Origin of the sequence: Macellibacteroides fermentans, assembly GCF_013409575.1 — a bacterium.
Classification (GTDB): Bacteria; Bacteroidota; Bacteroidia; order Bacteroidales; family Tannerellaceae; genus Macellibacteroides; species Macellibacteroides fermentans.
Genome location: NZ_JACCCY010000003.1, coordinates 378,151 through 392,500 on the forward strand (window position 1 = coordinate 378,151; position 14,350 = coordinate 392,500).

The 14,350-nt window shown below is 45.1% G+C and carries 9 protein-coding genes and 1 riboswitch; of the genes, 3 read left to right on the forward strand and 6 right to left on the reverse strand.

From position 1 onward, the window contains the following. Positions 1-15: 15 nt before the first annotated feature. Positions 16-215, reverse strand: a riboswitch (cobalamin riboswitch). A 203-nt stretch (positions 216-418) separates the two neighbouring features. From F5613_RS11015 to tamL, 3 genes are read left to right on the forward strand one after another with little or no spacing between them, the layout of a single operon-like run. Beyond that, positions 419-1,096 (forward strand): TonB-dependent receptor plug domain-containing protein, encoded by a 678-nt coding sequence (locus tag F5613_RS11015; protein ID WP_068184593.1) that lies wholly within the window; start codon positions 419-421, stop codon positions 1,094-1,096. A gap of 59 nt (positions 1,097-1,155) precedes the next feature. Further along, positions 1,156-5,772: a translocation/assembly module TamB domain-containing protein gene (locus F5613_RS11020; RefSeq protein ID WP_179399791.1), complete on the forward strand. Its 4,617-nt coding sequence runs from the start codon at positions 1,156-1,158 to the stop codon at positions 5,770-5,772. After that, positions 5,738-8,080 carry a translocation and assembly module lipoprotein TamL gene (gene tamL / locus F5613_RS11025; protein WP_394353466.1) on the forward strand — a complete coding sequence of 781 codons (2,343 nt, stop codon included), beginning with the start codon at positions 5,738-5,740 and terminating at the stop codon, positions 8,078-8,080. The genes F5613_RS11020 and tamL overlap by 35 nt, the downstream gene beginning before the upstream one ends. 47 nt (positions 8,081-8,127) lie before the next feature. Here tamL and rocF read toward each other — a convergent pair whose 3' ends face one another. The 6 genes from rocF to F5613_RS11055 all read right to left on the reverse strand — a co-directional run bounded on the left by rocF (position 8,128) and on the right by F5613_RS11055 (position 14,334). Beyond that, positions 8,128-9,024 (reverse strand): arginase, encoded by an 897-nt coding sequence (rocF, locus tag F5613_RS11030; protein WP_079684198.1) that lies wholly within the window; start codon positions 9,022-9,024, stop codon positions 8,128-8,130. Positions 9,025-9,056: 32 nt separating this feature from the next. Then, entirely contained in the window at positions 9,057-10,271 is a 1,215-nt protein-coding gene (gene rocD, locus F5613_RS11035; protein ID WP_179399792.1) for an ornithine--oxo-acid transaminase, read from the reverse strand. A gap of 184 nt (positions 10,272-10,455) precedes the next feature. Next, the gene (locus F5613_RS11040) at positions 10,456-11,613 is read right to left on the reverse strand and encodes a 1-acyl-sn-glycerol-3-phosphate acyltransferase (protein WP_179399793.1); all 1,158 of its coding nucleotides are present in this window, start codon (positions 11,611-11,613) and stop codon (positions 10,456-10,458) included. 11 nt (positions 11,614-11,624) lie between these two features. After that, positions 11,625-12,614 (reverse strand): D-alanine--D-alanine ligase, encoded by a 990-nt coding sequence (locus F5613_RS11045; RefSeq protein ID WP_179399794.1) that lies wholly within the window; start codon positions 12,612-12,614, stop codon positions 11,625-11,627. A 3-nt stretch (positions 12,615-12,617) separates the two neighbouring features. After that, complete coding sequence (locus F5613_RS11050; RefSeq protein WP_079684202.1) at positions 12,618-13,712, reverse strand: RluA family pseudouridine synthase; 1,095 nt, start codon at positions 13,710-13,712, stop codon at positions 12,618-12,620. 1 nt (position 13,713) lies between these two features. After that, positions 13,714-14,334 carry a PASTA domain-containing protein gene (locus F5613_RS11055; RefSeq protein WP_179399795.1) on the reverse strand — a complete coding sequence of 207 codons (621 nt, stop codon included), beginning with the start codon at positions 14,332-14,334 and terminating at the stop codon, positions 13,714-13,716. Between the last annotated feature and the right edge of the window lie 16 nt (positions 14,335-14,350).

Consider the following 14,350-nt stretch of genomic DNA (forward strand, 5'->3'; position numbering starts at 1 on the left):
CCTTCACCCGAAGCATCGGTATTAAGAATTGCGGCAGGTTTTCTGGCTTGCTCCCTTAGTTCGGTAGCCTTCCCGTCCGCAGGCGGACAGTGGCAATGGTAGACCGAGGTTTTCTTGAGCTTACAGCTGCGGGTACAGCTCCGGTATTGCACCGGATTCCCTTTTACTAACGAAACATGAACATGCTTCGTTACACCATCATTCGACTGCAAAGATAGAGAAAAAGAGAGATACACAAACTTTTTTATAAAATTATCTTATAAACCTTACGTATTAATCAATAATTATATATATTTGTAAGACAACTGTTTAAATACTATAACAACATGAAACAAACCTATTTGCAACGATCTGCGCCATTGGCGAACCATTAAACATGCTATATTTTCTGCCCTATCCATTTTAAAATCTTATTCATATGAAAACAACCTTATTAATCTCAATCTTTTCAATTCTTTCCTCTCATTTTCTGATTGCCCAGAGTGATACGCTTAGCGGGGTATTAAGAGATTCCAAAGAAAAAGCCATCAAACGCTACGAAGTACGTTTAGGAAGTTCACCCGGTACGACTGTCAAGACTGATAAAAACGGGGTATTTGTATTTGCCGATGCCAATCTGCAGGATACCTTATACGTGGAGATGAACAAGACCGGCAAAACGGTGAAAGTTCCGGTATCGGGTTATACTTTTCTTACCATCCAGCTTAAGGAAGGATCTTTCGAAGTAGACCATCGCTATGAACCGGACGAGAATCTTAAAAAAGTATTGGAGCGGGAAAGTAAGAAGATGATCAGTTCTTCCACATTAAACAAGGAAGAGATACTTAAAACCCGTTGTCAGGATATCTACTGTCTGCTCAGAAGGTTATCCGGTGTAATGGTTCAGAATAGCGGAGCGGTTCGCATACGCGGCGGTGCTTCTTTTAACAGCTCGTCCAATGCACTGATTGTGGTTAACGGTATCCCGATGCAAGATTCCGGAATTATGCGTACCATTCCGATTCAGGATATTGAAGAGATAACCGTATTGAAAGACGCCACACAATATGGAGCGATGGGTGCCAACGGAGCCATTGTTATTAAAACCGGGAAATAAGGGTATGATATTTCCTATTTTTTAATAACTTTGTTTCTGATCAATAGGAGTACCAGCGTATGAAGAGATGGATGAAATGGATAGGTATTGCTTTCTTGGTGCCACTGGCACTCATCCTTTTATTGTCTGTACTCTTGTACTTCCCTCCCATTCAGGACTTTGCCCGGAATAAGATTGTAGCCTATGCTTCAACCTCGACGGGCATTGATATCCGCATTGCGAAGGTGCGCCTGTCGTTTCCCCTCAACCTTACCATTCAGGATGTTTTGGCCTTGCGCACTCCGGCAGACACCCTGCTTAAACTTCAGTCCCTCGAGGTCAGGGTTAAATTGCTCCCTTTGCTGAAAAGCAAGGTTGTAGTGGATGCTGTTGATTTGAAAGGAGGTCAGATTCACTCGGGCGACTTTATCGAAGGGTTGCAGATTGACGGACAATTAGGCCGTTTCCATGCCAAGGCAGATCATATCGATCTGACTAAGGAGATGGCAACCTTCAACTCGATGGAATTATCTGATACGCAGCTTTCTATCCGGATGGATTCAGTTGCGGAAGAGAAGGATTCCACCTCTGCTCCGCTTAACTGGAAAATTGCGCTTGACGAGGTTGTGCTGAATAAGGTAAACCTGGATATTCTACTTCCGGGTGATACCGTCCGTATGCGCGGAGGAATGAACCATGCGTTGCTTTCAAAAGGATGGATCGATCTGGGACGATCAGGTTATTCGGCCCGCAAGATTCAACTTACGGAGGGAACTTTCTCGTTGGACAATGATACGTTAGGAAGAAAAGCGGGACTGGATCCCAACCATATCGCAATTGACAGTCTGGAGTTTGAAGCAGATTCTCTTTCTTTTGAAGACAAGGTATTCGGCATCAATATCCGCCGGTTTTCATTTTCAGAACAATCCGGGTTGAAGCTCTCTTCTCTGGAAGGAAGTATTCTGAGCGACGGGAAGCAACTGGAAATACCGAATCTTCAACTTAAGACTCCCTACTCTGAAATGCAGCTTCTGGTAAGTGCACCCTGGAGTTCGCTGGATGAAAAGGCCGAAGGGTCCATCCGAAGTCTGCTGATTGCATCCATCGGCAAAGGAGATCTGATGCTCGCAGCCGGTGACCTGCCCAAAGATTTCAAGACCTATTACCCGAACCGTCCGGTTTCGGTAACAGCCGGTATCGAAGGGAATTTAGATAAGTTGGAGTTGCGTGGGTTTAAAGCTGAGCTTGCGGGTGCTTTTAAAATGGATGCATCCGGAACGCTGATTCAGATTGCCGACAGTCTGCAGCGGCAGGGAAGCTTCCGCATCGATGCCCGTTCTTACAACCTGGAGTTTATACTCGGCATGTTGGATAAAAAACAACGAGACATGCTGGAGCTTCCGTATGGGATGGAACTCAAAGGAGAAGTATCTTTCAAAAAGGATGCTTATAAAACGAATCTTACTTTTAAGGAGGATAAAGCCCTTGTTAAACTGGATGGATCCTATCAGAGCCAGTCGGAAGACTACCAGATAACCGTCTCAATCGATAGTCTGCAACCCAACCATTTCATGCCTAAAGATTCCCTTTACTGGCTTACAGCTTCGGCCGCAATAAAAGGGAAAGGTTTTGATTTATATTCTGCCCGCACCAGCTCTCTTCTGCAGGCAACCATTTCAGATATTAAATATGGCAGAAACTCTGTTTCGGAAATTCAGTTAAATGGACGTTTAAAGAACCATGCCTATGAATTGCAGCTGGAAAGCGGCTATCCTTTAGCGTTATTAAAGACATCTGTCTCCGGGATTCTACAAAGAAAGAAAGCCGAAATGAATCTGGATGCACAAGTAGAGCATCTAAACCTGTACCGTCTGCATCTGGTAGACGTTCCGTTAAGCACCGCTTTTCGCTTCGAGGCAAATGCAAGCAGTAACCTTAATGAGATCCTCCATCTGACAGGCAGGCTCACTCAATGGGAGCTATCGGGCGAAGAAAAAACTTACTACCCCCAGGATACCCGGTTCGAGGCAGGAACCACCCACGACAGCACCTATTTTGAGATAACTGCCGGAGATGCGTTCATGAAGTTAAACAGCGATCAGGGTGCCACAAAGCTGTCGGCTTCCCTTTCTCTGATTACAGAAAGACTTATGAATCAATACGAACAGCAAGAGCTCGATCTTACCGTTTTACGTCCGCTGTTACCCAATGTAAACATACAGGGATTCATTGGAAAACAGAATCCTATTCAGGATCTGCTTGCCTTGCAGAAAATAAAATTCAACGAGACTTCATTTACTGCAGCAACATCTCCCGCTCAGGGCTTGTCGGTCAACATAGCCATGCATAAATTCCAACAAGACACATTAATGGTGGATACCCTCCGGATCGAGTCGTTTGAAGATACATCCGGATTAAAGTTGAAAGGGGAGGTAAAACTGAACCGGACCCGTTGGAGAAAGGCTTATAACGGCATCCTGGATGGCCATATCCGGAAAAATGAGGTAAACGCTTTGGTTCATGTAACCGATGGCGACGGCAAGGTAGGCCTTCACCTGGGCACTGAAGCCCGACTGGAAAAAGAAGGATTTATTTCTGCCAGGCTTTATCCGGACCACCCTATTATAGCCTTTCGCAGATTCACTCTGAATGAGGATAATTACCTCCGTTATAAGGATCTTAAGAACATGTCGGCCAATCTTCGGCTGACCGGCGAACAGAATGCATCCATCTGGTTGCACTCGGTGCCTGATAGCGGAGCTCTGCAAGAAATGCACGCAGAAATAAGTCAGCTTGACCTGAGTCTGCTTTCGGCTAATATACCAAACGCCCCTTCAATGGGAGGGATCGTTAGTGCGGATATCCAATATGCTCCAACGGATAATACCTTTATGCTGATTGCCGATGCCGGGATAGACGAGCTGTTTTATGAAAATAAACGAGTAGGCGAAATGCAGTTATCAGCGGTGTACCTTCCTATGTCAGAAAACAGCCATCAGGTGGATATCCACTTCCTGCGAGACCGGAAAGAGATCTCCTCCGCCACTGCATTTTATCAGGCGGGGGTGCGGGACAGCGTTTCGGGGGCCATCAATATAACAGACTTCCCCCTTGAAATGGCCAATCCATTTATTCCCGACGGAATGGCCCGTATGCAGGGTTTTCTGCAGGGAAACCTGGACATTAAAGGACGTGCCTCCGATCCCAAAGCGGCCGGATTCCTGCAGATGGATTCAGCTTCTGTATTCGTAGTAGCAGCAGGATCGACTTACCGTTTCGACAATAAGAAACTGGAAATTGGGAACAACAAGCTTCTGTTCAACAATTACAACCTGTACGCATACGGAAAAAATCCATTTGTTATTAACGGGGATATCAACTTCTCCGACCCGGCCCGGGTACTGGCTAACCTGAAATTAAATGCTGATAACCTGCAATTGGTAGATGTTAAACGGAACAAGGAGAGCCTGGTCTATGGCAAATTGTTTGTAAACCTCAATTCTACTTTACGGGGACCATTGGATGCAATTACCATGCGCGGGAATCTTCAGCTATTGGGTAATACGGATCTTACCTATGTGCTTAAGGATTCACCCCTCACGGTTCAGGACCGCCTGTCGGATCTGGTTACATTCACCTCCTTCACCGATACTTTGTATACGGATCGCATGGAGGAGATTCCTCCGTTACAACTGGGAGGAATGGATATGCTCCTTACCATACATATTGATCCGGCCGTACGGTTGCAGGCCGACCTGAGTGCGGATCAGGAAAGCAGGATTGAGCTGGAAGGAGGTGGTGATCTTTATTTTCAATATACGCCTCAGGGGGATATGTTTTTAAATGGGAGATATACCCTGTCCGGAGGAAGTATCCTCTATACGTTGCCGGTAATTCCCAAAAAGAAGTTTACCATCAAGGAGGACAGCTATGTGGAATGGAATGGCGATCCGATGAATCCGGTTCTTAACTTACAAGCTACCGAAAGGGTGCGTACGGCAGTAACACTGAATGAACAGACTCCCCGGCAGGTAAATTTCGATGTGGGAATCTCGCTGAAACAACGTATGAGCGACATGCAACTCGAATTTACGTTGAATGCTCCGGAAGATCTGACCATGCAGAATCAGCTGAGTGCAATGGGTGAAGAGGAACGCAGCAAGCAGGCGGTAAGCATGCTTGTAACAGGGATGTACCTGGGGAGCGGCAGCGGGACCGGAAAAGTAAACATGAATATGGGGGCTGCCTTAAACAGTTTCCTGCAAAAGGAAATTACAAACCTGGCTGGTTCGGCACTTAAGACAGTAGATATTTCTTTGGGAGTTGAAAGCAGTGAGGAAGAAACCGGCGAAAAGCGAACCGATTATTCTTTCCGCTTTGCCAAACGGTTCTATAACGACCGTATCCGGGTGGTGCTGGGGGGACGAATTTCAACCGGAAATGTACCGGAACAGAATCAGACTTTTATCGACAATATCTCATTTGAATATCGTTTGGATAATAGCGGAACCCGGTATGTGAAATTGTTCCACAACAAGAACTACGAAAGTATTCTGGAAGGAGAGATTACCGAAACCGGGGCCGGTATTGTGTTGAGAAGAAAAATGAAACATATAGGTGAGTTCTTTATTTTTAGGAAACCCAAAAAGATAACCCCTGTAAATGAAAACAATGCGAATGATGAATCAAATCAATAATACATCTCTGTTTCGTTGGGCAAGCCTGCTTATGGTTATAATTCTGTTATCCGCTTGCTCCACCACCCGGAATCTTCCGGATGGTGAAGTTCTGTACACCGGAATCCGAAAGATAGCTATTCAGAACGAAGACTCCACCAAGGCCGGACAGGCTGCGCTCGAAGAGATTGAAGCCGCATTGGCTTATCCTCCCAACAATGCCATCTTTGGAAGCTCGTCTTTACGTACTCCGTTTCCCTTTGGATTGTGGATTTACAACGGATTTGTAAATAAGAAAAGCAAATTCAGCAAATGGATATTTAATAAACTGGCCGCAAAACCGGTTCTTATCTCTACTGTAAGCCCGGATGTACGAACCAAGGTAGTGCAAAACTTGTTGCGTGAATACGGGTATTTCAACGGCACCGCCTCCTATTCTGTTTTGCCCGACAAAAAAGACTCCCTGAAAGCTAAAGTGAGTTATCAGATAGACATGCGGCAGCCCTATAAGATAGATACCGTAATCTATACCTCTATCTCACCCAAAGCCGATTCGATCGTCCGGCAGACTTTAGCAGAAAGGGCTATCCGTCCTAACGACAATTTCAGTGTGATCAAGCTGGAAGAAGAGAGACAGCGGCTGGCATCGATCATGAGAAACAAGGGGTACTACTATTTCCGTCCCGATTTTATAGCCTATCAGGCAGACACCTTAAATTATCCGGGCAGGGTAGGATTAAAGGTTATCAGTAAGCCGGGTCTGCCTGCCACCGCTGTACGCCCCTGGCATGTGGGCAATATTTCCTACAGTTTGAACGGATACGATGGAGAGACTCCCACCGATTCCATCTTGTACAAAGATCTGATGATCTATTACGAAGGCAAACTGCGGGTTCGTCCGCGTATACTTTACAACCGACTCTTCTTTAGAAAAGGGGATCTTTATAAACAGTCCGTACAGGAGAAAACTCAGTCGGCTTTAAACAGGCTATCCATTTTCCAATATACCGATATGCAATATACGCCCAAGGATACTTCATTAGCCTGCGATACGCTGAACCTGCGTATAAATGCCATGTATGAACTTCCGCTGGACGGAGAACTTGAACTGAATGTTACCTCTAAAAGCAATAATCAGGCAGGTCCGGGTGCCGTAGTCAGCCTTACCCGCCGGAATCTTTTCAAAGGAGGCGAAGTGTTGGGAATAACGCTTCGCGGGTCTTACGAATGGCAGACCGGCAACCGGGTAAACGGAGCCAGCAACTCCATCAACAGCTATGAACTGGGACTCTCGGGTACTCTTACCTTTCCCCGGATCATTTTCCCCGGCTTCCAACATAAGATATACGACTATCCGGCCAATACTACGTTCAAATTGTATGCCGACCAGCTCAACCGGTCGCGCTTCTTTAAATTACTGGCCTTTGGAGGAAGTGCTTCCTATAGTTTTCAGCCAACGGCATCCAGCAAACATACGTTGGTTCCCTTCAGACTAACCTATAATCTGTTGCAGAGCACCACGCATGAGTTCGATTCCATCACTGCTGCCAATCCGGCCTTATACCTTAGTTTGAAGAATCAATTCATTCCGGCTATGAGCTATACCTACACCTACGACAATGCAATGATTAAAGAGGGGAAAAACCAATTGTGGTGGGAAAGCAGTATCACCTCCGCAGGGAATATCCTTTCGGGAATAAACGCCCTGGCGGGGAAGAGCTTTACGAAAGGGAAAACGATCCTGGGTAATCCGTATGCCCAGTTTATCAAACTTACCAGCGAAATAAGAGTGACTCATGAAATAGACCGGAATCAGCGGCTTGCCATGCGGTTGATGGGCGGTTTCATCTACAGCTACGGCAATGCCACAATCGCCCCCTATAGCGAACAATTCTACATCGGTGGGGCAAACAGCATCAGAGCATTTACGGTTAGGAGTATCGGTCCCGGACGTTTCCGTCCCAATATAGACAATCCCTATTCCTACATCGACCAGACGGGCGATGTTAAACTGGAAGCAAATATCGAATACCGTTTCCGCATGATCGAAAACCTGCATGGTGCTGTTTTTCTGGATGCAGGGAATATCTGGCTGCTTCGGAGCGACGAAGCACGCCCCGGGGGATTAATTAACTCGGCAAACTTTTTAAACGACATTGCATTGGGAACCGGAGCAGGTATCCGGTACGACCTGGAATTCCTTGTGCTGCGGCTCGACCTGGGTATCGCCTTACATACTCCTTACGAGACTGGAAAGAAAGGATATTATAACATTCCCAGATTTAAAGATGGGCTGGGACTGCATCTGGCCATCGGCTATCCATTCTAACAACAGACAGCCGATATAGCCGGATTTCAGATTTATTTAACAGGGTTCTATAAGCGGGAGGTAATGTAATCGATTACAGACAAGCAAAGATTGGTCGTCTTATCATCGCTATCCAATTCGGGATTAAGTTCTACCAGATCCAGCGACTTGATAAGGTTTGTCGACAATATGTGACTTACAAACTCTTCAAATTCGGAAGGGATCAATCCTTCCGGCACTCGGGTTCCTGTTCCGGGAGCATACGATGGATCAATGCTGTCCACATCAATGCTGAAATGGACATTCCTTATTTTCCGTTCGCGTAATTTATTCTTGATATCTTCGGCAACAAAGGCAATTCCTTTGTCACGGATGGTATCCATGGTATATACGCTGAGGTGCTGCTCTTCAATCAGTGCGCATTCTCCCTCATCCAGACTGCGTGTTCCAACCAAAAATACATTCTGGGGAAGCACTTTATTGCCGGGCGAATAGACATTCACCAACTCTTCGCTTCCCAATCCCATCAGTGCACTTAGAGGCATGCCATGAATATTTCCGCTGGGTGAAGTCTCTCCCGTATTGATATCTCCATGGGCATCCAACCAGATGATACCAAAATCATCGTAGCACTTACCAACTCCCGATGCACTACCCAGTCCCAGAGAATGGTCGCCGCCTATTACAAGGGGGAAAGCTCCGCCGCGCAAGGTATCATATACAAGTTCAGCCAGGTTGTTATTAACTTCTACAATCACATCCAGGTACTTCAACCGCGAACCCTTCAGGTATTTTTCCTCTTCTGTAACAGGAGGAACATATAAATTTCCCAGGTCGAAGGCTTTGTGTCCGTGACTGCGGATCAGGCTCATCAGTCCCCTTTCCCTTAAATAATTAGGAGCCTTTTCCACTCCCTTCCGATCGCAGCCCAGATTCAGGGGTACACCGATAACATTTATTTTCATGTGGTTTTGTTTTTAATTTATTCAATCAGCCATTATTTTCCAAAAGCATCCAGCGTTTTCCGGATAATGGCAATGGAGTCCATCATTTGTTCCTTCGTTATAATCAACGGAGGGGTAAAACGAATGATATCTCCGTGAGTTGGCTTGGCCAACAGACCGTTCTCTTTCAATGCGAGACAAATATCCCATGCCGTTTTATGCTCCATCGGTCTTGTCACCACAGCATTGAGCAGTCCTTTACCGCGGACTTTAAGCAACATGGGATTATTAATTTTTGCAATCTCGTTCCGAAATAATTCACCCATCTCAAAAGCGTTTCGTGTTAACTGTTCGTCGCGTACAACCGATAAGGATGCGATAGCCACACTTGCAGCCATGGGACTTCCACCATAGGTAGAGCCATGTTCTCCCGGAGCTATGGTAAGCATAATATCATCATTGGCCAATACTGCCGAAACCGGATACATCCCTCCCGAAAGGGCTTTACCCAAAATAAGGATATCCGGATGTACATCCTCGTAATCGCAAGCAAGCAATCGTCCGGTCCGCCCGATACCAGTCTGAATCTCATCGGCCATGAATAACACCTGATGAGCCTTGCATAGATCGTAACAGCTTTTCAGATAGCCGTCGTCCGGCACTACTACACCGGCTTCACCCTGAATAGGCTCCACTAAAAAACCGGTGACATCCGGATCCTGTAAAGCAACACGCAAAGCCTCGGTGTCATTATACGGAACTTTGATGAATCCCGGAGTATAGGGCCCGAATCCGGCATAGGAGCTCGGATCGGTCGACATCGATATCACGGTAATGGTACGTCCATGGAAATTATCACCACAAACAATGATCTTGGCGCAGTCGGGAGCCACGCCTTTCCGCCGGTATCCCCAACGTCTGCAAAGCTTCAAAGCCGTTTCAACAGCTTCAGCTCCGGTATTCATAGGTAATAATTTATCGTATCCGAAGAAATGACAGGCATATTCCATATACTCGCCCAATACATCCGAATGGAAAGCTCTGGATACAAGGGCCAGCTTCTGAGCCTGGCCGACTAACGCATCTACAATTCGGGGGTGACAGTGTCCCTGACTGAGCGCCGAGTATCCTGCAAGGAAATCAATGTATCTGTTTCCATCCACATCCCATACATAAACGCCTTCTCCCCGCTCCAACACCACCGGAAGCGGATGGTAATTGTGAGCTCCATAATTCTCCTCCCGAAGAATGTAAGCATCTGTTTTCATAACGATATCCTGTTAAATATTGCACATACTGTTAGTAGTAAAAAGGTTACAATACTCAAAGATAGTATGATAAGTAACAAAATGATAATCTACAGTCTATGTTAAGAAACACATATTAAATAAAAAAACCTCCTTGTTCCATAGAAAGGAACAGAGGAGGCTCTATATATCATAGTACGATTACTTAGGGTTGAACCGTAAGGTGATTCTTTAGCGGATTCGAATACATCTGCAATATTTTGGTGCGCAGGAAGTCTTCGTCCTTGTTTGGTATTACAATCTTGTCAAGCTGTCCCTGAAGGTATTCTTCAAAGGCTTTCTTATCCTTCTGTCCGTAATTAGCACTGAATCGTGTGCCTCCGTACAACATATCGTAAGCAAGGTAGTTACACGGATAGAAACGGTAATGTCTGTAAATCTCCTGATCGATGGCCGATGCCACGGCAGTAATCAGTTCGCTTTTCTCCATTCCCCGATCCAACTTGGCCAGTTCCTTGTTTATGGGTGAGCCCAGTGTAAAATGCACACGCCCTTTATTGTAAAGAAGACCTGTTTCCATGGCCAGTAAATCGTCGCGCTGACTCTTAACAAAATCAGGATTGTCGCGTTTTTGCTGGAACTCCTGCGCTTTCAGAAAATCGCACGGGTCATATTCGTAAGAAATAGCTACCGGAACAATATTAAGTTCCATCATATTGGTAAGGAAATCTTTTGTCCCCCCCATATTCAACATCTTCAGAACGCTTCCCTGGGTACGATCGTCCGAATCTTTTGATCTGCCTTCACGTTGTGCAATCCATACAGATTCTTTAGTCTCCTTGATTGTGTGATGCATGTAGGCAGATAAAGTCTGACTAACCTCCAGCATCTGGCGTACAGACACTCCTCTTTTAACTATAAAGCTGTTGTTAAGCCTAACCAGCGTTTCAATCCAGGGACGGATCATCAGGTTATCGCCGATGGCCACTTGAGTCATACCGTGCCCCACATCGTAAAGCATCACATTCAGAAAAGCTGCATCCAGAACAATATCCCTGTGATTTGATATAAAAGTACAAGGTTCTTTCGGCAAACGACTCTTACCAGAAATCGTTAGCGAAAAAGTTGTTTTTTTTGCAACTGTCATCACCGCATTATAAGCCATTACCGACTTAAAATCTTCTTTCGTTTTAAAAGATCGCATCAATGCAGAAAACTCTGTCCAATTCAAATCGGGCATTATGTAACGCAAAGCACGTTCAAAATCGTCGGAAGCAAGCAACTTTTCAATTGCATCTTTCACCTCATTGTTGTTGAGAGGTCTAATCTCATCAAAATTGGGAGAAACTGTTTCTTTATCCATATTTTTTTAAATTATTGGCAAATCTTATTTAGTTCATTTCCGATAATATCAGACATCACATCTTTGATGTCTAATCCGGCAGCACGAACCTGCTGAGGAATAAAACTGGTGGCCGTCATACCCGGTGTTGTATTGATATCAAGTAATTTGGGTTCACCGTTTGCCTCAATGATGTAATCCACACGAATGATTCCTTTAGCACCCAGAATGTCGTATATACGTAAAGTTTCACGTTGAATCCGTTCTGCCAGTTCTGCCGGAATACGGGCTGGGGTAATCTCCTCGACCTGTCCGTTATATTTTGCATCAAAGTCAAAAAACTCATTGGATGTAACTACCTCCGTAAGCGGAAAAACAACTTCTTTCCCCTTTACTTTATAACAACCACAAGTTACTTCTGTTCCGGAAATATAGCTCTCAATTAATACTTCCTCTCCTTCTTCGAACGCTTTGGCGATCGCCCCGTTCAGTTCGGTAATCTCTTTCACTTTGGTAACCCCAAAACTGGAACCTCCGTCGTTAGGTTTTACAAACACAGGTAAGCCCAGATATTCTACAATAGCCTGATCAGACCATGCTTCTCCTTTAAACAACCGAACTGAGTCAGCAACATTTACACCAAAACTCTTCAAATAATTGTTACATACAAATTTGTTGAAGGTTATGGAGGCAGCCAACACACCACAGCAGGAATAAGGCATTCCTATCAAGTCGAAATAGCCCTGCAACAAGCCATTTTCTCCCGGAGTACCATGTATGGTGATATATGCAAAGTCGAAACGCACCACTTGTCCGTTTTCGACAAAACTAAAATCGTTCTTATTGATCGGAGCCGATCCACCATCGGTCAGCCTTACAGACCAATCTCCTTTTTTAAGGATAACCACATACAGGTTAAATTTATCCTTGTCAATAAACGAGTAAATACCTTCTGCACTCTTTAATGAAACAACCACTTCGGAGGAATCTCCCCCTGCAACTATTGCAATGTTCTTTTTCATTTTTTACAACTCTTTGTTATTTACATATGTTCGCCATTTATTGATCAATTGCGTCATATCGTCGGGCATATCTGTATCAAAAAACATTTCCTGACCGGTAGATGGATGAACAAAACCCAATGTTTTGGCATGTAAAGCCTGTCTTGGGCAAATTGCGAAACAATTTTGCACAAACTGTTTATATTTTGAAAATGTAGTACCTTTTAGAATATCGTTACCACCGTACCGCGCATCATTAAAGAGAATATGTCCGATATACTTCATATGCGCCCTTATCTGATGTGTACGTCCGGTTTCCAGCCGGCATTCAACCAAAGTAACATATCCCAACCTTTCCAACACGGTATAATGAGTAACCGCTGTCTTACCCTGATCTCCATCAGGAAAGACGGTCATCTGCATCCTGTCTTTCGGATCTCTGCCTATATTTCCTTCTATCCGGCCTTCGTTTTCCTGCACTATCCCCCAAACCAACGCTCTGTAATTCCGTTTGGTTGTTTTGTGGAAAAACTGCATACTCAGATTAGCCTTTGTTTCGGGCTTCTTTGCTACGACAAGCAATCCGGATGTATCTTTATCAATCCGATGTACCAAACCCAAACGAGGATCGGAAGGATCGTACGAAGGATCGTCTTTGAGATAATATGCCAATGCATTCACCAACGTTCCGGTATAATTTCCATGACCCGGATGCACAACAAGGCCCGCAGGCTTGTTCACCACCAACAGATCATCATCTTCATATACAATGTTAAGGGGAATGTTTTCCGGAATGATTTCGAGCTCCCTCCGGGGGCGTGTCATCACGAGTGTAACCACATCCATGGGTTTTACCCTGTAATTGCTCTTTACCGGAGTGCCGTTTACCAGAATAGCTCCGGCTTCTGCTGCAAGCTGAATACGGTTACGTGTCGCATTCATCATGCGGTCCACCAAAAACTTATCAACTCTAAGCAGTGACTGACCTTTATCTGCAACAAAACGGAAGTGCTCGTAAAGCGTTGGAGACTCCTCCAGTTCATCATCTTCAGAAATATCGTCGTCGGCCAAAAGATCCTTTAAAGGATCCTCTTCTATCTCTTCCCAAGAGTTATTCATATCAGAACCAGTTTTCTTCTTCGCTGTCCAATTCCTGTACCTCTGTCGAATCTGAAAGAGAATCCAATGGATTCGCCTCGCCGCTGCTAACCTTTAAAACAAGAGCTGCCTTCAACGAAACTTTTTCTCCGCTGTTCAACATACGGCCCCGGTGCTCTACACCGATAACCAGGTCTTTATAATCTCCCGGAACATATTCTATCTCTACAGATGTAAAACCAGTTGCCTGCAACAATGCCTGTGCCTGACGGAAAGAGAGATCCTTTACATTAGGGATGGGAGCCGTTTGAGTACTGGAAGCATTGATGGTAAGAAACACGATACGGCCATCCTTAACCTTCGAACCGGCTTCGGGAACCATCTCTACGATTGCCCCGGAAGGGACTTCACTGGAGAATACAGAATCAATCACATTGTAACGCAGGTTGCTTCTTTCAAAGAAAGCTGCAGCCTCTTCAATTTTGAGCCCCTTTACATCAGGAACGACAACCGCCTCGTTGTGTCTGGTATAACTGCTTAACCAGGCCATTACAACTCCTAAAAGAACCAGTGTAATCAAACCGGCCAACAGCAGGTTTGCTACGAACGGATTCTTCAAAATTTTAATAATATTCTGTTTCATTTTTTATCTTGCTTAG